24 protein-coding genes and 4 tRNA genes are annotated in these 24,961 nt (G+C 56.3%); 18 read left to right on the forward strand and 10 right to left on the reverse strand.

What is annotated here, in order from left to right:
- From GRPL_RS15960 to GRPL_RS15875, 18 genes are all read left to right on the forward strand, one after another.
- The coding region (locus GRPL_RS15960) for an ATP-binding cassette domain-containing protein (protein ID WP_032698959.1) at positions 1–375 on the forward strand (375 nt) is incomplete at its 5' end.
- Positions 372–1,235 (forward strand): metal ABC transporter permease, encoded by an 864-nt coding sequence (locus GRPL_RS15955; RefSeq protein ID WP_032691010.1) that lies wholly within the window; start codon positions 372–374, stop codon positions 1,233–1,235. The genes GRPL_RS15960 and GRPL_RS15955, both read left to right, overlap by 4 nt.
- 9 nt (positions 1,236–1,244) lie before the next feature.
- The gene (locus GRPL_RS15950) at positions 1,245–2,123 is read left to right on the forward strand and encodes a metal ABC transporter substrate-binding protein (RefSeq protein ID WP_032691011.1); all 879 of its coding nucleotides are present in this window, start codon (positions 1,245–1,247) and stop codon (positions 2,121–2,123) included.
- Positions 2,124–2,261: 138 nt separating this feature from the next.
- A complete protein-coding gene (gene pncC, locus GRPL_RS15945; protein WP_032691012.1) occupies positions 2,262–2,759 on the forward strand; it encodes a nicotinamide-nucleotide amidase in 498 nt (165 codons plus the stop codon).
- 80 nt (positions 2,760–2,839) lie between these two features.
- The gene (gene recA / locus GRPL_RS15940; protein ID WP_032691013.1) at positions 2,840–3,904 is read left to right on the forward strand and encodes a recombinase RecA; all 1,065 of its coding nucleotides are present in this window, start codon (positions 2,840–2,842) and stop codon (positions 3,902–3,904) included.
- 68 nt (positions 3,905–3,972) lie between these two features.
- Complete coding sequence (gene recX / locus GRPL_RS15935; protein ID WP_032691082.1) at positions 3,973–4,473, forward strand: recombination regulator RecX; 501 nt, start codon at positions 3,973–3,975, stop codon at positions 4,471–4,473.
- A 254-nt stretch (positions 4,474–4,727) separates the two neighbouring features.
- Positions 4,728–7,355, forward strand: a complete 2,628-nt coding sequence (gene alaS, locus GRPL_RS15930; RefSeq protein ID WP_032691014.1) for an alanine--tRNA ligase — start codon at positions 4,728–4,730, stop codon at positions 7,353–7,355.
- Positions 7,356–7,593: 238 nt separating this feature from the next.
- A complete protein-coding gene (csrA, locus tag GRPL_RS15925) occupies positions 7,594–7,779 on the forward strand; it encodes a carbon storage regulator CsrA (protein ID WP_000906486.1) in 186 nt (61 codons plus the stop codon).
- A 325-nt stretch (positions 7,780–8,104) separates the two neighbouring features.
- Positions 8,105–8,197: transfer RNA gene (locus GRPL_RS15920), tRNA-Ser, on the forward strand.
- 4 nt (positions 8,198–8,201) lie between these two features.
- Positions 8,202–8,278: transfer RNA gene (locus GRPL_RS15915), tRNA-Arg, on the forward strand.
- A 198-nt stretch (positions 8,279–8,476) separates the two neighbouring features.
- Positions 8,477–8,553: transfer RNA gene (locus GRPL_RS15910), tRNA-Arg, on the forward strand.
- A 226-nt stretch (positions 8,554–8,779) separates the two neighbouring features.
- A tRNA-Arg gene (locus tag GRPL_RS15905) sits at positions 8,780–8,856 on the forward strand.
- 227 nt (positions 8,857–9,083) lie between these two features.
- Positions 9,084–9,398: a BON domain-containing protein gene (locus GRPL_RS15900; protein WP_004866826.1), complete on the forward strand. Its 315-nt coding sequence runs from the start codon at positions 9,084–9,086 to the stop codon at positions 9,396–9,398.
- A 121-nt stretch (positions 9,399–9,519) separates the two neighbouring features.
- Positions 9,520–10,086, forward strand: coding sequence for a fructose-1-phosphate/6-phosphogluconate phosphatase (gene yqaB / locus GRPL_RS15895; RefSeq protein ID WP_032691016.1), 567 nt, complete (start codon positions 9,520–9,522; stop codon positions 10,084–10,086).
- Positions 10,083–10,511, forward strand: coding sequence for a YqaA family protein (locus GRPL_RS15890; RefSeq protein WP_004866820.1), 429 nt, complete (start codon positions 10,083–10,085; stop codon positions 10,509–10,511). The genes yqaB and GRPL_RS15890 overlap by 4 nt, the downstream gene beginning before the upstream one ends.
- A 198-nt stretch (positions 10,512–10,709) precedes the next feature.
- Positions 10,710–12,266, forward strand: coding sequence for a glutamate--cysteine ligase (gene gshA / locus GRPL_RS15885; protein ID WP_032691083.1), 1,557 nt, complete (start codon positions 10,710–10,712; stop codon positions 12,264–12,266).
- A gap of 163 nt (positions 12,267–12,429) precedes the next feature.
- Complete coding sequence (gene luxS, locus GRPL_RS15880) at positions 12,430–12,945, forward strand: S-ribosylhomocysteine lyase (RefSeq protein WP_004866815.1); 516 nt, start codon at positions 12,430–12,432, stop codon at positions 12,943–12,945.
- A gap of 51 nt (positions 12,946–12,996) precedes the next feature.
- Positions 12,997–13,764: an AraC family transcriptional regulator gene (locus tag GRPL_RS15875; protein WP_032696786.1), complete on the forward strand. Its 768-nt coding sequence runs from the start codon at positions 12,997–12,999 to the stop codon at positions 13,762–13,764.
- On the opposite strand, the gene leuA is transcribed toward GRPL_RS15875, so the two are convergent.
- From leuA to nrdF, 10 genes are all read right to left on the reverse strand, one after another.
- Complete coding sequence (gene leuA, locus GRPL_RS15870; protein ID WP_032698961.1) at positions 13,743–15,419, reverse strand: 2-isopropylmalate synthase; 1,677 nt, start codon at positions 15,417–15,419, stop codon at positions 13,743–13,745. The two genes, GRPL_RS15875 and leuA, sit on opposite strands and share 22 nt — an antisense overlap.
- 146 nt (positions 15,420–15,565) lie before the next feature.
- Entirely contained in the window at positions 15,566–17,104 is a 1,539-nt protein-coding gene (gene emrB, locus GRPL_RS15865) for a multidrug efflux MFS transporter permease subunit EmrB (RefSeq protein WP_032691019.1), read from the reverse strand.
- A 15-nt stretch (positions 17,105–17,119) separates the two neighbouring features.
- Entirely contained in the window at positions 17,120–18,292 is a 1,173-nt protein-coding gene (gene emrA, locus GRPL_RS15860; protein ID WP_032691020.1) for a multidrug efflux MFS transporter periplasmic adaptor subunit EmrA, read from the reverse strand.
- A 130-nt stretch (positions 18,293–18,422) separates the two neighbouring features.
- A complete protein-coding gene (gene mprA, locus GRPL_RS15855; protein WP_004866799.1) occupies positions 18,423–18,953 on the reverse strand; it encodes a transcriptional repressor MprA in 531 nt (176 codons plus the stop codon).
- Positions 18,954–19,037: 84 nt separating this feature from the next.
- Positions 19,038–19,379: an L-valine transporter subunit YgaH gene (ygaH, locus tag GRPL_RS15850; RefSeq protein ID WP_032696787.1), complete on the reverse strand. Its 342-nt coding sequence runs from the start codon at positions 19,377–19,379 to the stop codon at positions 19,038–19,040.
- Entirely contained in the window at positions 19,369–20,097 is a 729-nt protein-coding gene (locus GRPL_RS15845) for an AzlC family ABC transporter permease (protein ID WP_032691022.1), read from the reverse strand. Before GRPL_RS15845 ends, ygaH begins: the two co-directional genes overlap by 11 nt.
- A gap of 209 nt (positions 20,098–20,306) precedes the next feature.
- Positions 20,307–21,305, reverse strand: a complete 999-nt coding sequence (proX, locus tag GRPL_RS15840) for a glycine betaine/L-proline ABC transporter substrate-binding protein ProX (protein ID WP_032698963.1) — start codon at positions 21,303–21,305, stop codon at positions 20,307–20,309.
- Between the two features lie 71 nt (positions 21,306–21,376).
- Positions 21,377–22,441, reverse strand: coding sequence for a glycine betaine/L-proline ABC transporter permease ProW (proW, locus tag GRPL_RS15835; protein WP_032691023.1), 1,065 nt, complete (start codon positions 22,439–22,441; stop codon positions 21,377–21,379).
- A complete protein-coding gene (gene proV / locus GRPL_RS15830) occupies positions 22,434–23,636 on the reverse strand; it encodes a glycine betaine/L-proline ABC transporter ATP-binding protein ProV (protein WP_004866784.1) in 1,203 nt (400 codons plus the stop codon). The genes proW and proV overlap by 8 nt, the downstream gene beginning before the upstream one ends.
- Positions 23,637–23,992: 356 nt before the next feature.
- A complete protein-coding gene (gene nrdF / locus GRPL_RS15825) occupies positions 23,993–24,955 on the reverse strand; it encodes a class 1b ribonucleoside-diphosphate reductase subunit beta (protein WP_032691024.1) in 963 nt (320 codons plus the stop codon).
- Positions 24,956–24,961: the final 6 nt, after the last annotated feature.

Consider the following 24,961-nt stretch of genomic DNA (forward strand, 5'->3'; position numbering starts at 1 on the left):
ATCCGTAGCGAGTTCCGGCGGCGTATCGGCGCCGCGCTGGAGCGCGTGGGGCTGACATCGATGGCGAAAACGCCGATTGAGGCGCTCTCCGGCGGGCAGTTCCAGCGAATGCTGTTTGCCAGAGTCATCGTGCAACAGGCGCCGCTGGTTATGCTGGATGAACCCTTTACCGGCATTGATGAAGCCACCAGCCGCGAGCTGATGGGGCTGATCCTTGAGATGCATCAGCAGGGGCAGACGGTACTGGCGGTGTTGCATGATAACCAGCGCGTCGCTGAATACTTCCCGGAAACGCTGCTGCTGGAACCGCAGCGCGCCCGCTGGGGTAATACGGACGACGTGCTGCCCGCTTTCGGCTCTGCGAGGCTGGCATGATCTGGCATACCTTTTTCCAGCCCTTCATTGAATTCGGCTTTATGCGCCGCGCGCTGCTGGTGTGCCTCGCGCTCTCTCTGAGCACGACCATGCTTGGCGTCTTCTTACTGCTGCGACGCATGAGTCTGATGGGCGATGCGCTGTCGCACGCCATTTTACCCGGCGTGGCGGTGGGCTACCTGGTGAGCGGCATGTCGCTGCTGGCCATGACTATCGGCGGTTTTATCGCCGGAATTGCCGTGGCGCTGGTGGCGGGCTGGGTCAGCCGACGCACGCCGCTGAAAGAGGATGCCAGCTTTGCCGGGTTTTACCTCGGGTCGCTGGCGCTGGGAGTGACGCTGGTGTCGCTTCGCGGCTCCAGCGTTGATCTGCTGCATCTGCTGTTTGGCTCGATTCTGGCGGTGGATAACGACGCGGCGCTGTTTGTCAGCGGGGTCGCCAGCCTGACGCTGCTCTGCATCGCGCTGCTTTATCGTGGGTTGGTTAGCGAAGCCTTTGATAGCGCCTGGCTGCAGGTGAACCATCCTCGGCTCCCGGCCCTGCTGCACGGTCTGTTCCTGGCGCTGCTGGTGCTCAATCTGGTCGCTGGATTCCAGGTGCTGGGGACGCTGATGGCGGTTGGCGTGATGATGCTGCCGGCGGTAGCGGCGTGCTGCTGGGCGCGAACCTTGCCGGGTACCTTGCTGCTGGCGGCGCTGATGGGCGGCTTTTGCGCCTGGATGGGGTTAAGCCTGTCGTGGACGGCGAATTTACCGGCCGGGCCGTCCATCGTGTTGACCGCCAGCGGGATCTTTTTTATTTCGGTGTTTTTTGGCACGCGCAGCCGACTGGTCGTCAGCTGGCGTAAATTAATGGGGTAAGGAAATATGATGAAACGTACCGCAGTCATTCTGGCGCTGGCGCTAGGCCTCGCAACGCAGGGTGCGATGGCGAAAACGCTCAACGTGGTGAGTAGTTTTTCCGTGCTGGGCGATATGGTGCAGCAGGTGGGGGGCGAACATGTCCATGTTGATACGCTGGTGGGACCGGACGGCGATCCGCATACCTTTGAACCTTCACCGCAGGATAGCGCCTTGCTGAGCAAAGCCGATGTGGTGGTGGTTAATGGTCTGGGACTGGAAGGCTGGGTCGACAGATTAATCAAAGCTTCGGGTTTTAAAGGCGAACTGGTGGTGGCGTCTACCGGCGTAAAAACGCACACGCTCAATGAGGAGGGGAAAACGGTTACCGATCCTCATGCGTGGAACAGCGCCGCTAACGGCGCGCTTTACGCGCAAAATATTCTCAACGGCCTGATCAAAGCCGATCCGCAGGATAAGGCTGCGCTGGAGACATCCGGGCAACGCTATATCGGCCAACTGACTGAAATCGACGGTTGGGCAAAAAAACAGTTTACGGCAATTCCGCTGGCAAAACGCAAAGTGCTCACCAGCCATGATGCGTTTGGCTACTTTGGCCGCGCCTATGGCGTGACCTTCCTGGCACCACAGGGGCTGTCGTCAGAAAGCGAAGCCAGCGCGGCGCAGGTGGCGGCGTTGATTCAACAAATTAAAGCCGACGGCGTCCATACCTGGTTTATGGAAAACCAGCTCGATCCGCGTCTGGTGAAACAAATTGCGGCCGCTACTGGCGCGCAGCCGGGGGGAGAGCTCTATCCGGAAGCGCTCTCGAAACCCGGCGGCGTGGCGGATAGCTACGTGAAAATGTTACGTCATAACGTCGAACTGATCGCCGCCAGTATGAAGTAACCCGCGCGTTGACGGTCCCGACGTCGTCGGGGCCGCTCATTTTCGGAAGCCCCCTCGTAAATTCATGACCTCATCCCCATATCTGTGCTGAAAGTGCTATCTTTGATGGCCTCTTTATCTGGCTTAAACGGGGCGATAATGACAGATTCTGAATTAAAGCAACTGAGTGAGCAGGTCGGGCTGGCATTAAAAGCTCGCGGTGCGACGGTGACCACGGCGGAGTCCTGTACCGGCGGTTGGGTCGCGAAAGTGCTCACCGACATCGCCGGCAGTTCAGCGTGGTTTGAACGAGGGTTCGTGACCTACAGCAATGAAGCCAAATCGCAGATGATCGGCGTCAGCGAGGTCACGCTCCTCGGCCATGGCGCGGTAAGCGAGCCGGTGGTAGTTGAGATGGCCGTTGGCGCGCTGCGTGCGGCGCGTGCCACCTATGCTATTTCGGTAAGCGGCATCGCCGGGCCGGATGGTGGCAGTGCGGAAAAACCTGTCGGAACGGTGTGGTTTGGCGTGGCCTGCGCGAACGGGCAGGGCGTTACCCGGCGTGAATGTTTTGCCGGAGACCGGGAGGCGGTGCGTCGTCAGGCAACGGCTTATGCGCTAAATCTCCTCTGGCAACAATTTCTACAAAATACTTGATACTGTATGACTATACAGTATAATTGCCTCAACAGAACAGAATTCACCACCCGGTTTCACCCGGCATGACAGGAGTAAAAATGGCTATCGACGAAAACAAACAGAAAGCGTTGGCGGCAGCACTGGGCCAGATTGAAAAACAGTTCGGCAAAGGCTCCATCATGCGCCTGGGTGAAGACCGTTCCATGGATGTGGAAACTATCTCCACCGGTTCGCTTTCACTGGATATCGCCCTGGGCGCCGGCGGTTTGCCGATGGGCCGTATCGTCGAAATCTACGGGCCTGAATCGTCCGGTAAAACGACACTGACCCTGCAGGTTATCGCCGCCGCGCAGCGTGAAGGTAAAACCTGTGCATTTATCGATGCAGAGCACGCGCTGGATCCTGTTTATGCGCGTAAGCTGGGCGTCGACATCGACAACCTGCTGTGCTCTCAGCCGGACACCGGCGAGCAGGCGCTGGAAATCTGTGACGCGCTGGCGCGTTCTGGCGCCGTAGACGTTATCGTTGTCGACTCCGTGGCGGCGCTGACGCCGAAAGCGGAAATCGAAGGCGAAATCGGCGACTCTCACATGGGCCTCGCGGCGCGTATGATGAGTCAGGCGATGCGTAAGCTGGCCGGTAACCTGAAGCAGTCCAATACGCTGCTGATCTTCATCAACCAGATTCGTATGAAAATTGGCGTGATGTTCGGTAACCCGGAAACCACCACCGGTGGTAACGCGCTGAAATTCTATGCCTCTGTGCGTCTCGATATCCGTCGTATCGGTGCGGTAAAAGATGGCGACAACGTCATCGGCAGTGAAACCCGCGTCAAAGTCGTGAAAAACAAAATCGCCGCGCCGTTTAAACAGGCTGAGTTCCAGATTCTTTACGGCGAAGGTATCAACTTCTATGGCGAGCTGGTTGACCTGGGCGTGAAAGAGAAGCTGATCGAGAAAGCGGGCGCATGGTACAGCTACAACGGCGATAAGATCGGCCAGGGTAAAGCAAATGCTATCTCGTGGCTGAAAGATAACCCGGCGGCGGCAAAAGAGATTGAGAAAAAAGTGCGTGAGCTGCTGCTGAGTAACCAGGACTCCACACCGGACTTCGTGGTTGACGGTAACGGCGCGGGTGCAGAAGAAACCCACGAAGATTTCTGATAATCTCATTAAAAGATAACGAAGGGCTGCGGATGCAGCCCTTTTGCTTTTTGATTGTCGAGGTGCCCGTGACTGAACCTTCATCCCGCCGTTCCGGCTATGCCCGCCTGCTGGACCGCGCAATCCGCATCCTGGCGATGCGCGACCATAGCGAACAGGAGCTGCGGCGTAAACTCGCTGCTCCGGTACTGGGCAAAAATGGCCCGGAGACGCTGGACGTCACGCCGGAAGAGGTAGACACCGTTGTCGCCTGGTGCATTGAGAACCGTTACCTGGACGACGGTCGCTTTGTTCGCCAGTTTATTGGCAGCCGTAGCCGCAAAGGATATGGCCCGGCGCGTATCCGCCAGGAGCTCAATCAGAAAGGTATTCCCCGCGACGTCAGCGAAAGCGCGATGCGCGAGTGTGATATTGACTGGGCCGCGCTGGCGAAAGAGCAGGCGCAGCGCAAATATGGCGAACCGCTCCCGACGGCATTTGCTGATAAAGTCAAAATCCAGCGGTTTTTGCTGTACCGTGGCTACCTGATGGAAGATATTCAGGAAATCTGGCGAAATTTTGCAGATTGACCCATCGGGTATTTTACTTCCCAGTAAAGAAAACTTATCTTATTCCCACTTTATTCCGTCCGGTCGCTGGCTGTTAACAGGCAATCAGCGCCCACGACGATTATTCCTTATACACAAAATCATTCGCGCTGCGTCAAGGCAGCAGGGGAGTGAGTCACCTGGATCGTACAGAGGTACGTGGCCGAGGTGAACGAGCGCAGCCCGCGTAGAGGCAGCGTGAAAGGTGAAGTGTATAGCTTGATTTCAGGATAATTATGAGCAAGAGCACTGCTGAGATCCGTCAGGCGTTTCTCGATTTTTTCCATAGCAAGGGACACCAGGTCGTTGCGAGCAGCTCCCTGGTGCCGCACAACGACCCGACCCTGCTGTTTACCAACGCCGGGATGAACCAGTTCAAGGATGTTTTCCTGGGTCTCGACAAACGCCATTATTCTCGCGCGACGACCGCGCAGCGTTGCGTTCGTGCGGGTGGTAAACACAACGATCTGGAAAACGTCGGTTACACCGCGCGTCACCATACCTTCTTTGAAATGCTGGGTAACTTCAGCTTCGGCGATTACTTCAAGCAGGATGCCATCAAATACGCATGGGAACTGCTGACCGGGGAAAACTGGTTCGCGCTGCCGAAAGATAAACTGTGGGTTACCGTCTACGAAACCGATGACGAAGCCTTCGATATCTGGGCGAATGAGGTCGGCGTTCCACGTGAGCGTATTATCCGCATTGGCGATAATAAAGGCGCGGCGTTCGCTTCTGACAACTTCTGGCAGATGGGCGATACCGGTCCGTGCGGTCCGTGTACCGAAATCTTCTTCGACCACGGCGACCACATCTGGGGCGGTCCTCCGGGAAGCCCGGAAGAAGATGGCGATCGCTACATTGAGATCTGGAACATCGTCTTCATGCAGTTTAACCGTCAGGCCGACGGCACCATGGAGCCGCTGCCGAAGCCATCCGTCGACACCGGTATGGGCCTGGAGCGTATTGCTGCCGTTCTGCAGCACGTCAACTCCAACTATGATATCGACCTGTTCCGCACTCTGATTGAGAACGTCGCGAAAGTCACCGGCGCAACCGACCTGACGAACAAATCGCTGCGTGTTATCGCTGACCATATTCGTTCCTGCGCATTCCTGATTGCCGATGGCGTCATCCCGTCGAATGAAAACCGTGGCTACGTGCTGCGTCGTATCATTCGTCGTGCCGTGCGTCATGGCAACATGCTGGGCGCGAAAGAGACCTTCTTCTGGAAACTGGTTGCTCCGCTGATTGAGGTGATGGGCGCCGCCGGTGAAGAGCTGAAGCAGCAGCAGGCTCAGGTTGAGCATGTGCTGAAAACCGAAGAAGAGCAGTTCGCGCGTACGCTGGAGCGCGGTCTGGCGCTGCTGGATGAAGAGCTGAGCAAGCTGAAGGGCGACACGCTGGATGGCGAAACCGCTTTCCGCCTGTACGATACCTATGGTTTCCCGGTTGACCTGACCGCTGACGTTTGCCGCGAGCGCAATATTAAAGTCGACGAAGCCGGCTTTGAAGCCGCAATGGAAGAGCAGCGTCGTCGTGCGCGCGAGTCCAGCGGCTTTGGCGCAGACTACAATGCGATGATTCGCGTTGACGGCGCTTCTGAATTTAAAGGCTATGACCACCTGGAACTGAACGCGAAAGTGACCGCGCTGTTCATCGACGGCAAAGCCGTTGATAGCGTAACGGCGGGCCAGGAAGCGGTTGTCATTCTGGATCAAACGCCGTTCTACGCAGAATCCGGTGGCCAGGTGGGCGATAAAGGCGAACTGAAAGGCGCTGGCTTCTCCTTCGCGGTCAACGATACGCAGAAATACGGCCAGGCCATTGGTCATATCGGTAAACTGACCCATGGCGCGCTGAAAGTGGGCGATGCGCTGGAGGCTGATGTCGATCGGGCTCGCCGTCAGCGTATTCGTCTGAACCACTCGGCGACTCACCTGATGCATGCGGCATTACGTCAGGTTCTGGGTACGCATGTGGCGCAGAAGGGCTCGCTGGTGAATGACAAAGCGCTGCGCTTTGACTTTTCTCACTTCGAAGCCATGAAGCCGGAAGAGATTCGCGCGGTGGAAGATCTGGTCAACGCGCAGATCCGTCGCAACCTGCCGGTTGAAACCAACATTATGGATATCGATGCGGCACGAGAGTCCGGCGCGATGGCGCTGTTCGGCGAGAAATATGACGATCGCGTTCGCGTACTGAGCATGGGCGATTTCTCCACCGAGCTGTGCGGCGGTACTCACGCCTCACGTACCGGTGATATTGGCCTGTTCCGTATTACCTCTGAATCCGGTACCGCTGCCGGCGTTCGCCGTATTGAGGCGGTGACTGGCGAAGGCGCAATTGCGTATCTGCACGCGCAGAGCGATCTGCTGGGCGATATTGCACAGTTGCTGAAGGGCGACAGCCATAACCTTGGCGATAAAGTGCGTGCCGCGCTGGAACGTACTCGCCTACTGGAAAAAGAGCTGCAGCAGCTGAAAGAGCAGGCTGCGGCGCAGGAGAGCGCAAACCTCTCCAGCAAAGCAGAAGAGATTAACGGCGTCAAATTGCTGGTCAGCGAGCTGGCCGGCGTTGAACCGAAAATGCTGCGTACCATGGTTGATGACCTGAAAAACCAACTGGGTTCTACGGTCGTTGTGTTAGCCACGGTGGCGGATGGTAAGGTTTCTCTGATTGCCGGTGTGTCTAAGGATGTGACAGATCGCGTGAAAGCAGGGGAGCTGGTTGGTATGGTCGCCCAGCAGGTGGGTGGCAAAGGGGGCGGTCGTCCGGATATGGCTCAGGCCGGCGGTACCGATGCGTCTGCTCTCCCTGCAGCGTTAGCCAGTGTGAAAGGCTGGGTCAGCGCAAAACTGTAATAACTATAAATGCATAGCTACCGTTATCCTCGGATAACGGTAGCTTGCGAGAGAAGCACTGATAACGATAAAGTCGGGTTGAAGTTGTGTATATCGGCTAAACTTAGGTTTAACAGAATGTGATGCCGTGACTGCTTACACCGTAAGGTGTTTGTCATCGCTTACTTTTTGGCGTTATATGATGGATAATGCCGGGATACGAGAGACCCGACTCTTTTAATCTTTCAAGGAGCAAAGAATGCTGATTCTGACTCGTCGAGTTGGTGAGACCCTCATGATTGGAGATGAGGTCACTGTGACAGTTTTAGGGGTTAAGGGTAACCAGGTACGTATTGGCGTTAATGCCCCTAAAGAAGTCTCCGTGCATCGTGAAGAGATCTACCAGCGTATCCAGGCTGAAAAATCCCAGCAGTCCAGTTACTAAGGTTTTCGCGCCTCGCGATTCCGTGAGGCGCACCCCCCCAGCTCCCGTTTTTCTTTCTGACTTTTCTTCTTCTGCTACCTTGTTTTTTGTTTATAGCCCATCGTTCGCAACATTTATCTTTTGCCTGCCGCTGGCCGAAACCCCTGAATTCCTGTTGATAAAACACTCTTTTTGCCGTTTTTGCAGGCTAATTGCGCGGTAAGTGTGCAAACGGAAAAAGGTCTCGAAAAATTGTTTGACTTATAAGTACCAGAAAGTAATATGTGCGCCATCGCAGCGACGAAGAGCAGAAACAAGTTCTTCGAAGCACTCGTAAGAGGCGTGTGGTGAGGTGGCCGAGAGGCTGAAGGCGCTCCCCTGCTAAGGGAGTATGCGGTCAAAAGCTGCATCCGGGGTTCGAATCCCCGCCTCACCGCCATTTTGCATCCGTAGCTCAGCTGGATAGAGTACTCGGCTACGAACCGAGCGGTCGGAGGTTCGAATCCTCCCGGATGCACCATATTTTTCCATTTCTTCAGCGATGAAGGGGTGGTTGAGGTAGCGGTAATAACCGCAAGCACCAGGAAGGATAACGTTGCATTAGCAACGGCCCGTAGGGCGAGGCGACAGCCGAGTCATCCTCCCGGATGCACCATCTTACTCAGTGTGGCAAGTGTTAGATGTGACACTGACGCGTAGTAAAGCAGTTCTCCCTGATGCATCCGTAGCTCAGCTGGATAGAGTACTCGGCTACGAACCGAGCGGTCGGAGGTTCGAATCCTCCCGGATGCACCATCTTCTCCGAAATGACAGCCGGAACTGTTGTTTCACGGTCTGCGAGATAATCTCCAGTACCAGGGAGGATAACGTTGCGTAAGCAACGGCCCGTAGGGCGAGCGAAGTGAGTCATCCTCCCGGATGCACCATCTTCTCCGAAATGACAGCCGAACTGTTGTTTCACGGTCTACGAGATAATCGCCAGTACCAGCGAAGATAATGTAGTAAAGCAGTTCTCCCTGATGCATCCGTAGCTCAGCTGGATAGAGTACTCGGCTACGAACCGAGCGGTCGGAGGTTCGAATCCTCCCGGATGCACCATCTTCTTCAGATCCTCCTTTTTCGTAAAACCCCAAACCCCAAACCCCAAACCATTTATCCGTTCCTTGTCTGCCTTTTCTGGCAAAAGCTGCTTACACCATTCCGGCGGCGGATCTCTTTCAACGCCGCTTAGTGAACTTTTTTTATTGGCAAGTGACTCTTTCCACTATAATTTACCCGTATGTATCGATCTGATTTGGGTGAGATGAGTGCAAGGAGAGAAATCCATGAAATGGTTCAAAGCAATACCTGCGTTTTGTGCGACGCTTCTGGTAGCCGTATCGTTAGCTGGCTGTGCGGGATCGCCCACAAAGGAAAGTACCGGTGGCTATATTGATGATACCGTCGTCACCACGAAGGTTAAAACGGCGCTGTTTAACGAAAAAGACATTAAGTCTTCTGAAATTAGCGTACAGACCTTTAAAGGACGTGTTCAGCTGAGTGGTTTTGTCTCATCAGCGAAGGATGCCAGCCGCGCGGTAGAAGTCACCCGCAGAGTGCAGGGCGTTCGTTTGGTTGAGAATGATTTAAAAATCAAATAAATCACGATGTGAGTCATATAAAGGCGCCCCGAAGGCGCCTTTATTGCCTGAGGCGCTGGCCGCGACAACATGCGCCTTTTGCGATAAAGTAACGTTTTCTTACCCGGTTTGTGAGAACACGATGTACGAACGTTACGCAGGACTGATCTTTGATATGGATGGCACCATCCTTGATACCGAACCGACGCATCGTAAGGCGTGGCACGAGGTCCTGGGCCGATACGGAATGCGTTTCGACGAGCAGGCGATGGTCGCGCTCAATGGTTCTCCGACCTGGCGTATAGCCCAGGCGATTATCGAACTGAATCACGCTGATTTAGATCCCCACCGCCTGGCGGAGGAAAAAACCGTGGCCGTGAAGGCCATGCTGCTGGATAGCGTGCGCCCCTTACCGCTGATAGAGGTGGTGAAGGCATGGCACGGGCGCCGTCCGATGTCGGTCGGTACCGGCAGCGAAAGCGCGGTAGCTGAGGCGCTGTTGGCGCACCTCGGCCTGCGTCATTACTTTGCGGCGGTGATTGCCGCCGATCATGTCCAGAATCATAAACCCGCGCCCGATACCTTTCTGCTTTGCGCGGAGCGCATGGGTGTCGCGCCGGAAACATGCGTCGTTTTTGAAGATGCTGATTTTGGTCTGCAGGCGGCGAAGCGTGCGGGGATGGATGCCGTGGACGTGCGCTTGTTGTGAGCGACGCACTGTCGCTGATCTCGCTGTTTGCCAGTAGTTTTTTGAGCGCCACCTTACTTCCCGGCAATTCGGAAGTTGTGCTGGTTGCTATGCTACTTACGGGGGCAAGCCAACCGTGGGCCCTGGTATTAATAGCAACAATCGGCAATAGCCTTGGAGGGGTAACTAACGTTATTCTGGGGCGCCTGTTTCCGCTGCGCAAAACATCGCGCTGGCAGGAAAAAGCAACCGGCTGGTTAAAGCGCTACGGCGCGGTCACATTATTATTAAGCTGGGCGCCGGTTATCGGCGATTTACTGTGTCTGCTGGCGGGATGGATGCGCATCTCCTGGGGGCCGGTACTTTTTTTCTTATGCCTTGGCAAAGCGTTACGCTATATCGTCATTGCGGTGGTAACGCTTCAGGGCATGACGTGGTGGCACTAATTGTGGAACTAAGACTATCCCGGCAGGCCGTGTTAGCGGTTATTTTGCACCTGGGCTGTGCCCGAAATCCGCACGTACTGCCAGTGCGCTCCGGTTTTCGTGCGCGGAACCGGCAACAGTAACGTCTTCTGGGATAACCTGTATGGTCACCATTACAATTATGCTTATTCAAACGATTTCGACAGGCGGGAGGTCAAATTGATCCCGGATGTATCACAGGCGCTGGCCTGGCTGGAAAAAAATCCACAGGCTCTTCAGGGTATCCAACGTGGTCTTGAGCGTGAAACGCTGCGCGTCAATGCCGATGGTTCACTGGCGACGACCGGTCACCCTCAGGCCCTTGGCTCGGCGCTGACCCATAAATGGATTACTACCGACTTTGCTGAAGCGCTGCTGGAGTTTATTACGCCGGTTGATGGCGACATTCAGCATATGCTCACCATTATGCGCGATGTTCATCGCTATACCGCTCGCCAGCTGGGCGATGAGCGGATGTGGCCACTGAGCATGCCTTGCTACATTGCTCCTGGTCAGGACATCGAACTGGCGCAGTATGGCACCTCGAATATTGGCCGTCTGAAAACGCTGTACCGCGAGGGGTTGAAGAACCGCTATGGCGCGCTGATGCAAACTATCTCCGGCGTGCACTATAACTTCTCGCTGCCGATGGCTTTCTGGCAGGCGAAGTGCGGCGTTGACGATGCGGAGAGCGGCAAAGAGGCGATTTCCGCCGGCTATTTCCGTTCAATTCGTAACTATTACCGCTTTGGCTGGGTGATCCCATACCTGTTCGGCGCCTCCCCGGCCATCTGCTCTTCGTTCCTGCAGGGCAAACCGACGACGCTGCCGTTTGAGAAAGCGGAAAATGGCATGTACTACCTGCCTTATGCGACCTCGCTGCGCCTGAGCGATCTGGGTTATACCAATAAGTCGCAAAGCAATCTCGGGATTACGTTTAACGATCTCCACGAGTATGTGGCAGGATTGAAGCGGGCGATTAAAACGCCGTCGGAAGAGTATGCCCGGATTGGCCTCGAGAAAGACGGCAAGCATCTGCAAATCAACAGCAATATTCTGCAGATTGAGAACGAACTCTACGCGCCAATTCGGCCGAAGCGTGTGACCCGCAGCGGTGAGACCCCTTCCGATGCGCTGCTGCGCGGCGGTATTGAATATATCGAAGTCCGCTCGCTGGATATCAACCCGTTCTCGCCGATTGGCGTTGACGAGCAGCAGGTGCGTTTCCTCGACCTGTTTATGGTCTGGTGCGTGCTGGCCGATGCGCCGGAAATGAGCAGCGATGAGCTGCTGTGCACGCGCACCAACTGGAATCGCGTGATTCTGGAAGGCCGTAAGCCGGGCCTGACGCTGGGTATCGGCTGCGAAAGCGCGCAGTTCCCGCTGGCTAAAGTGGGTAAAGATCTGTTCCGTGATTTGCGTCGCGTGGCGCAGACGTTAGATAGCATCCACGGTGGCGAAGCCTACCAGCAGGTGTGTGACGAGCTGGTTGCCAGCTTCGACGATCCGGAATTAACTTTCTCAGCCCGCATTCTGCGTTCTATGCTTGAAGAAGGGATTGGCGGCACCGGTAGGGAGCTGGCCGATCAATATCGTACGATGCTGCGGGAAGAGCCGCTGGAAATTTTACGTGAAGACGATTTTATCGCTGAACGTGAAGCTTCAGTGAAGCGCCAGCAGAAGGTGGAAGCGGAAGATAGCGAGCCGTTTGAAGCCCTGTTAGCAAGACACGCGTAGCAAAAAGCGGTACAAAAGAAAAAGGCCACATCAATGTGGCCAAACTTTCATCTCTGATTCAGGGATGATGATGATAATAAATGCGCGTCTTTCATATACTCAGACTCGCGGGTGTAAGAAGAGTTCATTTTATTTTAAAAAAAATCACTATCGGAGGTGAAGAATGCCGTTGTTAGATAGTTTCACAGTCGACCATACCCGCATGGAAGCACCGGCGGTGCGCGTTGCGAAGAAAATGAACACGCCGCACGGCGATGAAATTACCGTTTTCGATCTGCGTTTTTGCGTACCAAACCAGGAAGTGATGCCGGAAAGAGGGATCCATACTCTTGAGCACCTGTTCGCGGGCTTTATGCGCGACCACCTGAACGGCAATGGTGTGGAAATTATCGACATCTCTCCGATGGGCTGCCGTACGGGCTTCTATATGAGCCTGATTGGTACGCCGGATGAGCAGCGCGTAGCCGACGCCTGGAAAGCGGCGATGGCCGATGTGCTGAAAGTGAAAGATCAGAAGCAGATCCCGGAACTGAACGTCTACCAGTGCGGTACCTATACCATGCACTCGCTGGAAGAAGCTCAGGAGATCGCACGCCATATCATCGAGCGCGATGTGCGCATCAACAGCAACGATGAGCTGGCCCTGCCGAAAGAAACCCTGCAAGAACTGCACATTTAGTTCTGCTTGTCGGTCCGGCGATTTCCGCCGGGCCGCTCTTCCTGCGCCGCTATGTCGACGACCTTAACCTTCTCGTTTCAATACCGCGCCCTGGTGCCGTTTGCCCATGATTACGCTCACGGTGATAGCGAACCGTGGCATCAGCATGACTGCGCCCAGCTGCTGCATATCCTCAGCGGCGTGGTGCGGGTTGATACGCCGGTGGGCTACTGGGTCGTCCCGCCCGGACGCGGCGTCTGGCTGCCGGCAGGTACGCCCCACGCGCTGCGTATCACCGGGCAGGTCGCGGCCCGCACGCTGTTTATCGATCCGCTCGCCCGGGCCGATCTACCGTCCTCGTGCCAGATCGTGCAGATCACGCCGCTGCTGCGTGAGCTGATCGTCTCCTCGCTGGCTCTGGCGGAGCGCTATGAACCCGGCAGTCGCGACGAGCGCATTTATGAACTCATTCTCGATGAGATTCGCGGTATGACGGTGCTGCCGTTTGGCCTGCTGGAGCCCCGGAGCGAGGCGCTGCGCCGTTTATGTCACAAGGTGCGGGAAATGCCAGGGGAAGTCTGGAGCAGCCAGCAGGCGGCGAAAGAGAGCAATATGAGCGAACGCACGCTCAACCGTCATTTCCAGCAGCAGACCACGCTCACCTGGAGTGAATGGGTGCGCCGGGCGAAGCTGATGGAAGCGCTGGTTCGCCTGGCGCAGGGACAATCGGTGCTGCGGGTGGCGCTGGATTTGGGCTATGGCAGCCATAGCGCTTTCAGCGCGATGTTTCGTCGGGTGATGGGCGTCGCCCCCAGCGATTACTTCCGTCCGCCGGCTTGAGCATCTGCGCCGACCGCATGACACAGCGCCTGCAATGAGGCGCGCGCCACATCATTATCGATTCCAACGCCCCAGCGGCTGTCGCCATTGGGGAAAATACAGCGAATATAGGCCACTGAGCGGCTGTCGCTGCGTTCACCGAGCGTATGCTCGTGATAGTCCTTAATGACGAACGCTTGCTTCAGCAGCGCGCTGAGGCCGCTGGCGGCCGCGGAGAGCAGGCCATTACCGTGAGCCTGAAGACGACGCGTCTCACCGTTGACCCGTAGCGTCCCCTGCAACGCAAGCTGGCCGTCCTGTCGGCTGTCGGTTTTATACTCCAGCAGCGCCAGCGGCGGTTGCGCAACCAGCCCGTAACGGGAACGGAACAGCTGCCAGAGGGCATTCTGCGTCATCTCTTTGCCATGTGTATCGGTCTCTCGCTGAACGTGCAGGCTGAAATCTTGCTGCAGCGCGCGGGGCAGCTTCAGTCCGTGATTCTGTTCGATTAACCAGGCGCTGCCGCTCTTACCGGACTGGCTGTTGACGCGGATAACCGCTTCATAGCTACAGCCGATGTCCTGCGGGTCGACGGGCAGGTAGGGCATCTCCCAGCGATCGCCGGGCTGACGGGCATCGAATCCCTTCTTAATGGCATCCTGATGAGAACCGGAAAAGGCGGTGTAGGCGAGGCTGCCGGCCCACGGATGGCGCGGGTGAACCGGCAGCTGATTGCAATTCTCCACCACTTCGACTACCCGTTTCATCTCCGGGAAGCTGAGCCGCGGCGTAATCCCCTGGCTGTAGAGATTCATGGCCAGGGTGACCAGACAGACGTTGCCGGTACGCTCGCCGTTACCGAACAGACAGCCTTCTACGCGGTCGGCGCCGGCCATCACCGCCAGCTCCGCGCTGGCAACGCCGGTCCCCCGGTCATTATGCGGATGAACGCTAATGCAGACATCGGCCCGGCGGGAGAAATGGCGGCAGAAAAACTCAATCTGGTCAGCGTAAACGTTCGGGGTACTGACCTCGACGGTGGCGGGCAGGTTGATAATCATCGGTCGTTGTGCGCAGGGCTGCCAGATATCCGCTACCGCCTCGCAGATAGCCAGGGCAAATTCCGGCTCGGTAAAGCAGAAGGTTTCCGGGGAGTATTCATACTGCCAGCGGGTCTGCGGCTGCTCTTCGCACTGCTGGCGAATCAAGCGAGTGGCGCGGGTGGCCAGCTCAATGACCTGTGATTTATCCATCCCGAAAACCAGCTTGCGGAACAGCGGAGCGGTGGCGTTGTACAGATGGACGGTGGCGCAATCGGCGCCGCGCAGCGATTCAAAGGTCCGCAGGATAAGATCTTCTCGCGCCTGGGTCAGCACCTGGATGGTGACATCTTCTGGAATGCGCCGTTCCTCAATCAGCTGACGGACGAAGTTGAAGTCGGTCTGCGATGCCGAGGGGAAGGCGACTTCAATCTCTTTAAATCCGCACTCCAGCAGCAGCTCCCAAAACTGCAGCTTACGTGCGCTGTCCATCGGTTCGGCTAGCGCCTGATTGCCGTCGCGCAGGTCGGTAGAGAGCCAGCGCGGTGCGTGGGTTATCGGGTTATCCGGCCAGCGGCGGTCGGGCAGGGAAATGGGCGGCCAGGGGCGATATTTTTCACCGGGATTTGTCAGCATAGTTCTCTCCTTGTGTCGGATCTTTATCCTGCCGAAGCGCAGAGCGGGCTGCTTTAGCAAACTGGACAGAAACTAGCGAGAACTGGACAAGGTTGGCGTAGAACCGGCAATAAAAAAGGGATCCGCAGATCCCTTCAGGTCAAACCTTAGTGCGCGCCGCCGCCGCCGCCCCCGGCGCTAAACGGCGGTCTGGCAAACCACACCAGCCCCAGCAGAAGGATAAATATCGCCGCCGAGAACCAGAAAATTTCGTTGGCGGAGATAATCAGCCCCTGGTTAGTTATCTGCTGCGCTATCCAGCCGGACGCCTGCTGTTGAGTCATCCCTAATCCCTGCAGCTGGTCATACATCTGCTGGGCGTTGGGATTATAGGGCGTCACCGACTCGGTGAGCTGCGCATGGTGCAGCGCCTCGCGGTTAGTCCACATGGTGGTGGTAATCGAGGTGCCTATTGACCCTGCCAGCGTACGGGTGAAGTTCGACAGGCTTGATGCCGCCGCCAGCCGTTCCGGCGGCAGGCCGGACAGGGTGATGGTGGTCAGCGGCATAAAGAAGCAGGCCACCGCAAAGCCCTGGATAAACTGCGGCCACGCCGAGGCGCCGAAGTCCATGCCAGGCTCGAAGGTCCAGGCGCGCCAGTAGAAGCACACTGCGTACATGATGAAGCTGAAGGTCACCAGCCGGCGCATATCGAGCTTATGGGCAAAGCGACCGATAATCGGCGACAGGATCACCGGAATAACCCCCACCGGCGCGGAAGCCAGACCGGCCCAGGTGGCGGTATAGCCGTAGACCTCCTGCAGCAGCTGCGGCAGCAGCACGATAGCGCCGAAGTAGAGCATATAGGCGAGGCTGATACACAGGCAGCCAATGGTGAAGTTTCGCGACTTAAAGAGCGAGAGGTCGACGATGGGGTTGTCGTCGGTCAGCTCCCAGACGATCAGGAAACTGATGGCGATCACCGCCACGATTGTCAGCACGATAATCTCGTTGGAGGCGAACCAGTCCAGCTCTTTACCGCGGTCAAGCATCACCTGCAGGCTGCCGATACCGATCACCAACAGCGCCAGGCCAACGCCGTCAATCCGCCGCTGTTCGGTACGGGTTTCGCGGCTGCGCAGGGTTTGCAGCGTCATCACCACGACCGCAATGCCGATCGGCACGTTGATGAAGAAGATCCAGCCCCAGTGGTAGTTATCGCTGATATAGCCGCCGAGAATAGGGCCACAAATCGGCGCGACGATCACCGTCATCGACCACAGCGCCAGCGCGATAGAGCGTTTGGCCGGCGGATAGTTGCTGAGCAGCAGACTTTGCGACAGCGGGATCAGCGGACCGGCGACGATCCCCTGAATCACGCGGAAGAAAATCAGCATCGTCAGGCTGTTGGACATCCCACAGGCCCAGGAGGCGATGGCGAACGCCACCGTCGACCACAGGAACAGCTTCACTTCCCCGACGCGTTTTGCCAGCCAGCCGGTGATCGGAATTGAGATGGCATTCGCCACCCCGAAGGAGGTGATAACCCAGGTCCCCTGGCTCAACGATGAGCCAAGGTTCCCGGCAATGGTCGGAATGGCCACGTTGGCGATAGTGGAGTCCAGCACCTGCATGAAGGTCGCAAGCGACAGCGCAATGGTCATGATGACCAGCTGCGCGCCTTCCAGCGGTTTTTGCTGTTGCATTACGCTCACTCCGAATTATCCCGCGTTAGCCTGGATGATACCGTCGATCAGTTTGTTCACCGGCTCAAGGGCGATTTCACGGGCATTGCTTTCATAAACCGGAGATTTGCGCGTCTGGTTAGCCAGCATTTCGCCGTCGCGGTTGGTGGTGTTCACCTCAACCAGCGTTGAAAGCCCAATACGCAGCGGATGTTCAGCCAGCTGTTTGGCATCGAGCTCAATACGTACCGGCAGACGCTGGACCACTTTGATCCAGTTACCGGTGGCATTTTGTGCCGGCAGCAGTGAGAACGCGCTGCCGGTCCCCATATCCAGCCCGACGACCTTGCCGGTGTACTTCACATCATCGCCGTAAATATCACTGATGACGGTCGCTTCCTGGCCGATGCGCATATGCGCCAGCTGGGTCTCTTTAAAGTTGGCGTCGATCCACAGATTGGTGGCCGGCACCACCGCCATCAGCGGCGTGGTCGGGCTAATCTGGGCGCCGGGCTGCACGGCACGACGGGAAACGTAGCCGCTAATCGGGCTGACGATTTGCGTACGCTGCAGCGCAAGCCAGGCGTTACGGACATCCGTCGCCGCCTGCAGAACCGCCGGCTGTTGCTCCAGGCGGGTATTCAGCACGATAGCCTGGTTGGCGTTGAATTGCTGGATGGCGACATCCAGCTCGGCCTGGGCGCTGGCGACGGTATCACGAGCGTGCTGCAGCTCTTCGCGGCCAATCAGGTTGGCGGCGCCCAGCGGGATACGACGGTTGAGGTCGGTCTGTGCCTGAGAGAGCGCGGTTTTCTTGACGTCGATATTCGCCTGCAGCTGTTTGCTGTTGATCATCTGCTGACGCGTCTGGCGAACGCTGGCGGCCAGTTGGGTTTTCGCTTTTTCAAATGCCTGCTGGGCATCGGTCTGGTCAAGAGTGACCAGCGGATCGCCTTGCTGCACGAAATCGGTGTTGTCGGCCCAGACTTTCGTCACGCTGCCGGACACCTGCGCCATGATTTGCACCTGGTTCCCTGCCACGTAAGCGTCATCGGTTTCTTCATAATGACGCAGTACCAAAAACCAATAAATTCCGTATGCCACGGCAATAATAATAAAGAGCAATGTCAGTAGCAGAAGGGCGCCTTTGCGTTTGCCCTTCTTGCTGTCCGGTTGCTGCGGGGTTTGGCTCTCCGCATTTGCGCTCATGTTATTCTCCACGATCTTATTATTTCACATCGGCTGAGCCGACCTGTTTATCAGACAGGCCAGCAGATGATCTGCTGGCCTGTCTGTTTTTCCTTGTCAATCCAGAAAAAGTTTTGAGCAGTTCCCGCGCTTAGCGCAGCGACTCCGCCAGTACGCCATCCTCTTCCATCTGGTCAAGGCGGCTAAGCAGTTTGCGGGTGATGTGCTCGAGTTGGTCTTTCTCGCTGGTACTCAGGGAAGACCAGAGCTGATGCAGGCAGTTGTGCTGCGGCGGTAAAACTTCGCGTAAAAACTGATGACCTTTGTCGGTGAGTTGCAGATGCAGGCAGCGACGATCGTTGTCGCTTTCGCGACGCTCAATCCAGCCGCGTTTTTCCAGTTCATCGGCAATACGGGTTGCGTTGGTGCGTGACGATCCCAGCGCGCAGCTCAGCTCGGAGGGCTGAATGCTGTGGTTTTCCTGAGACTCCAGGGTGATCAGCGCCATAAATAATGTCTCGTTAATCCCCTGCGCTTTCAGCATCTTATTGCGGTTTTCCAGTAGCTTACCTTGCATGTGCATACAGAGGCGGGTGAGCAGAATCTCCTGGAAAGGGAAATCTTCGTGACGGCTGGCGCGGAACTTGAGCATTTGCTCAATGGGAGTAAACGAACTATCCATTTGGGTATGACCTCATTAATTACAGCCGATATAATAACTATTGTGACAAATAAATCAAATCAATTATTGACTAAAATTGATACTTTAAAAGTATAAAAAAGTGGTGATTTTCCATGCTATTCCATAGGCCAACGCGCTCAGCAGCGTGGGCATAATAATGCTGCGCGTCTTCCAGAACGCCAGTCCCAGCGCCGTGAATCCAACCAACGTAGGCAGCAGCCGTCTGGAATCGCTGAGGATTTCCGGCACGCTGGAGACGATCAGCAGGGCGCAGATAGAAGCGATGCCGATGGTATCGAGCAGCACGCTGAGCGGACCGCGACGCGTCGGGCGCGCGTTTCCTGCGCGCAGGCGCAGCGGCAGATAGCGAAACAGATAGTTCACGCAGCCGACCACTATCCCGATAATCAGCACGTTATTGTTCATCGGGCATCCCCTGAATGCTGGCCTGAATCAGCGCGGCCAGACAGCCGCAGACAATCCCGGCGAGGATGGCCGCTGGAATAGAGAACAGAATAATGCCGCCCAGCGCACCCGCCAGGGCGGCCGTCACGCTAAGAGACTGTTTACGCTGGAACGAGGCCAGTAAGAAGCTCATAAACAGCGCGGGTAGCATAAAGCTCAGCGCGGCCTCCACCGCCGGAAAACCGACCAGCAGGCCGCTACCGGAGTAGGCGCCGATCAGCGTGCCGAACACCCATGATATCCAGGAGGTGAAAGCGATGCCGAGCATCCAGTTTTCGCTCCAGCGGCGGTTGTCGCGAACCAGCCTGGCGGTGGCCGCCGCGAAAACTTCGTCGGTCAGACCAAAAGCCCAGAGCGCGGTTTTTCGTTTATCCAGCGCGCGATGAATGCGGCTACGGAGCGAAGGGCCGTACAGAACGTGACGCACATCCATCGCCATCACGGTGAGGGCCGCCACCCACAGCGAGCTGCCTGCGGCGAGCATCGCGGTGATGACGAACTGGCTGGCGCCGGCGTAGATGATGCAGGAAAAGAACAGGCCTTCCAGCGGCGTGAAGCCGAGTCGGGTGGCGTTCAGGCCAAAGGCGAAGGCTACGGGAAGGTAGCTAATCACAATCGGCAGACTGTCTTTAATCCCTTCAGACAGCGTGGCCTCACTGGCAGGGGCAGGTTTTTCCATAGCGCGTTATTTATTGATAATTCACGTGAATATCACATGATTGAACAGGTGAGGTTACCTTAGCAGAGAGCGGGGCGCTTTGACACCTTGTTAAGCGGTGCTCGCCGGGAGAACGGGACTGGCTGAAAGTTGCCCCGGCCGGCGCCGGGGCAACAGAGTGGCCAATCAGGCACCCGGACTGCACGTCGCTATCCGGGGCTGAGGGAAGGTTACTTCTGCGCGGCCAGCGCTTCTTTCACCCAGCCGTCAAACTGCTGCTGGTGGGCTTTGATCCAGCCATCAACGTGACCCTGAATATCCGCTTCTGAGGCGTGACCTTCATGCATCATGGCGTTTTCGGCGTTAATGTCGGCAATCGGCAGCTTCATGATGCTAAACAGTTTTGCCGCCGCCGGGTTTTTCTCAGCCCAGGCTTTGTTCGCTACGATGTGCATGGTGCTGACCGGGAAGCCATAGTTCGCGCCGTTCGCCAGTTTGGTATCGATATTTTTCTGCACGCCCGGCAGAGAGGAGAACGGAACCTGCAGCCAGACCACATCTTTGCCCGGCTTCAGCACGTCGCTGACCCAGTACGGCGTCCAGGTGTAGTAGATAACCGGCTTACCTTCTTTAAAGCGGGCAATGGTATCGGCCATCATCGCCGCATAATTCCCCTGGTTGTGCACCACCGTTTTGCTCAGGCCATAAGCATCAATCTGATGATTAATTACCGCTTCACAGCCCCAGCCCGGCGTACAGCCAGTGAGATCGGCTTTACCGTCGCCGTTGGTATCAAACAGTTTGGCGATTTTCGGATCTTTCAGCTGATCGATGGATTTGATGTGGTACTGTTCGGCGGTTTTTTTGTCGATCAGGTAGCCCTGCGCCGCGCCGTTAACAAAAACGCCTTCGCGGTAGAAGCTTTTATCACCACCGGCGGCAGCGTACATATCGTCGTGCAGCGGCTGCCAGTTGACGGCGGTGAAGGTCGCGTCGCCGGAGGCAAGCGAGGTATAGCCAACGTTGTAGTCCACTTCGCTGGGCTTATCGACGGTGTAGCCCAGTTTTTCCAGCGCGCGGCTCACCAGCAGGGTCTGGAAGGTCTCTTCCGTAATGGTGCTTTGAATCGGTTTGACGGTGATGCCTTTTCCCGGCAGGTCGGCTGCCCAGGCAGCGCTGGTGGTGAGCAGAGTGGCAAACGTTGTGGCAATAATCGTGTTATGTCGCATCGTTATTCCTTATCAATGAGAAGGGAGAGCTGCGGGCCCGGCAGGTGCAGTGCCGCCGGGCGATGAGAAGTCTATTTACAGAAAGGGCGGGTAATGAGCCCCAGAGGACCGGTTGCGTACCAGCGACGGTTGCCGCGGCTGCGGGAATCGCGGCCAACGGCCTGGGTCAGACGGTCGAGAATAATCGCCAGAATGACGATCCCGACGCCGCCGACGCTCGCCAGCCCCATATCGAGGCGGCCGATCCCGCGCAGGACCATCTGACCAAGGCCGCCCACGGCGATCATCGAGGCGATCACCACCATTGACAGCGCCAGCATCAGCGTCTGGTTAACCCCGGCCATGATGGTCGGCATCGCCAGCGGGAGCTGCACTTTAAAGAGCAGCTGACGCGGGCTGGCGCCGAATGAGCGCGAAGCCTCAATCAGGTCCGCGGGCACCTGGTTAATCCCGAGGATGGTCAAACGGACGATAGGCGGCAGGGCGAAGATAATGGTCACCACCACGCCTGGAACGTTACCAATCCCGAACAGCATGACAATCGGCACCAGGTAGACGAACGCCGGCGTTGTCTGCATGGCATCCAGCAGCGGGCGGATAATTTTCGCCGCCCGTGGGCTACGCGCCAGCCAGATCCCCAGCGGCAGGCCGATCAGCATACAGAACAGCAGTGCGGTCAGGACCAGTGCCAGGGTCACCATCGCCTGCGACCAGGCGCCGATAGCGCCGATCGCAACCAGCGAGATCAGCGTTGCCACGCCCATCCCCACGCTGGAAATTTGCCAGGCGATAAGGGCAAACAGCACAATGGCAACCGGTGCCGGCATGCCTAATAACAGCTGCTGGAAAGCGCTGAGGATATAGTCCACCGGCACACGAATGCCCTGGAACAGCGGGCGGAAGTGCACCACGATCCAGTCGATACCGTGCGTTACCCAGCTGTCGAGCGGGATCAGCGTTTTATGAAACGGATCCATGATGTTGAAATGTTCCGCCTGCGGCGCCGGCGCGCTGTTTAGCCAGTCCGCACCGCCGCCATCGGTCGGTGCGGATGCCGGAGTGCCCCAGGCATCGGCAGATTGTGCAGCGCTATCCGCCGCCGGTGCGGTATCCCACGGGTTAGATTGATCAGCCATTGTTTGCCCCCTCGCGATCTAAAGCCTTCAGCAGCATTCCTTTAGAAATAATGCCGATGTACTGGTGCCCTTCATCCACAACCGGAACCGCGCACGGTGCCTGGCCGACGTGGGAGAGCAGGTCGCTGAGCGACGTTTGCGCATCTACCGCCTGCGGGGATGCGAGTAACGCCGCATCAATTCCCTGACCTTCGCTCAAGGCGGATTTCAGTGAATCAATAGAGACAATACCGACAAACTTATTACCACGTTCAATCACATAACCATATTCGCGGTCTTCGTCCTGCAATAATTTCAATGCCGAACGCGGGCCGAAACCTGGCGTTTTACGAATTAAGCCCACCGGGCTTCGACGGGCAATATCTTTAGCGCTGAACACCTGGCTAATATCGACACCGCGGAAGAAGGTTTTGACATAATCATTGGCGGGATTATTCAGTATTTCATCCGGGGTACCAACCTGAATCACTTCGCCATTTTGCATGATGGCAATCCGATCGCCAATACGCATGGCTTCATCAAGATCGTGGGAAATAAAGACCACGGTACGCTGATGTTTCGCCTGTAATTTTGTCAGCTCATCCTGCATTTCGGTACGAATTAATGGGTCAAGGGCGGAGAAGGCTTCGTCCATTAATAGGATATCAGGGTTGATGGCCAGCGCGCGGGCGAGGCCGACGCGCTGGCGCATTCCGCCGGAGAGCTCATCCGGGTAAGCATGCGCGTAATTCTCCAGGCCGACCTGACGCAGCGCCTCCAGCGCTTTCTGCTGGCGCTCCTGGGTCGACATACCCGCCAGCTCCATACCAAAGGCGGCATTGTCGAGCACGGTCATATGCGGCATCAGCGCAAATGACTGAAATACCATAGCGATCTTTTTTCTGCGCACCTCACGCAGCTCGGCTTCTGAGATTTTGGCGATATCGACGCCATCTATCAGCACCTGCCCGCGGGTGGGTTCAATCAGGCGATTGAGAAGGCGAACCATGGTGGATTTTCCTGAGCCGGAAAGCCCCATGATGACGAATATCTCGCCTTCTTCAATGGTCAGACTGGCGTCTTTTACGCCAAGCGAAAGTCCCGTTTTTTCCAGTAGTTGTTCTTTGGTAAATCCTTTTTCAATATATTTGAACGCTCGCTGTGGATGCTCGCCAAATATCTTATAGAGATTCTTAATTTCTAATTTAATTGCCATGCAATAGAGAGTTTCCTGTTATTTGTATTATGTCAATATAGTACCTGGTGGAGATAATTACCTTTTTACACCCTAACATACTCAGATTCTGTGACAACCCTCAATGTCCCATTGGCATCGAAATGAGAGGAGGGCACTGCGGCGTATTCCCCATGATAGAAGGGCTGAGCGTTGATGATCAGCAGGTAATATTTTTTACAGATGACAGGGGAATAATTGGTGAACCACGCGATTCTTGCTTAATATTCCGGCAGAATGTCAGTGAAATATCATGTGGTTTTTTTTGTGTGATAAAAGTTAATAATGTGAAATAGATCACCAGGAAACCGGGCAATATTTTCCTGGTGAAAGTAAGGTTAAAAATCCCAATCGTCGTCGGCAGTTTCTTCCGTTTTGCCCATCACATACGAGGAACCGGAGCCGGAGAAAAAGTCATGATTTTCATCGGCGTTTGGCGAAAGCGCCGCCAGAATCGCCGGGTTGACCGCCGCCATCTCTGCCGGAAACAGCGCCTCGTAGCCCAGGTTCATCAGCGCTTTGTTGGCGTTGTAACACAGGAAGGCGTTCACCTCCTCAATCCAGCCGCTGTCGGCGTACAGATCCCGGGTGTAGGCCAGTTCGTTATCGTATAAATCCATCAGCAGATCGAGGGCGAAATTCTTCAGCTGTTCCCGCTCGTCGGCCGCGATGTTTTCCAGCCCCTTTTGGTACTTATAGCCGATGTAATACCCGTGCACCGCTTCATCGCGGATAATCAAGCGAATCAGGTCGGCGGTATTGGTCATTTTACCGCGGCTTGAGAAATACATCGGCAGCCAGAATCCGGAATAGAAGAGGAAGGATTCGAGAAACACGCTGGCGATTTTCTTCTTCAGCGGATTATCCGCCTGATAATACTCCAGCATCAGCCGGGCTTTGTGCTGGAGCGGTGCGTTCTCTTCGCTCCATGCATAGGCGGCATCGACATCTTTGCTCTGGCACAAGGTGGAGAAAATTGAGCTGTAGGAGCGGGCATGCACCGCCTCCATAAAGCTGATGTTGGAGAGCACCGCCTCTTCGTGCGCGGTCAGCGCATCCGCCATCAGCGCCGGCGCGCCGATGGTATTCTGAATCGTATCGAGCAGCGTCAGTCCGGTGAACACGCGAATGGTGAGCTGCTGTTCCACTGCCGTCAGCGTCTGCCAGGCGGGAATGTCGTTGGACAGCGGTACTTTCTCCGGCAGCCAGAAGTTGCTGGTCAGACGGTTCCAGACCTCCAGATCCTTATCGTCCTCAATGTTGTTCCAGTTAATAGCGCGAATACGCGTTAAATGGGTCATCCTGTT

Source organism: Klebsiella planticola ATCC 33531 (assembly GCF_000735435.1).
Classification (GTDB): Bacteria; Pseudomonadota; Gammaproteobacteria; order Enterobacterales; family Enterobacteriaceae; genus Klebsiella; species Klebsiella planticola.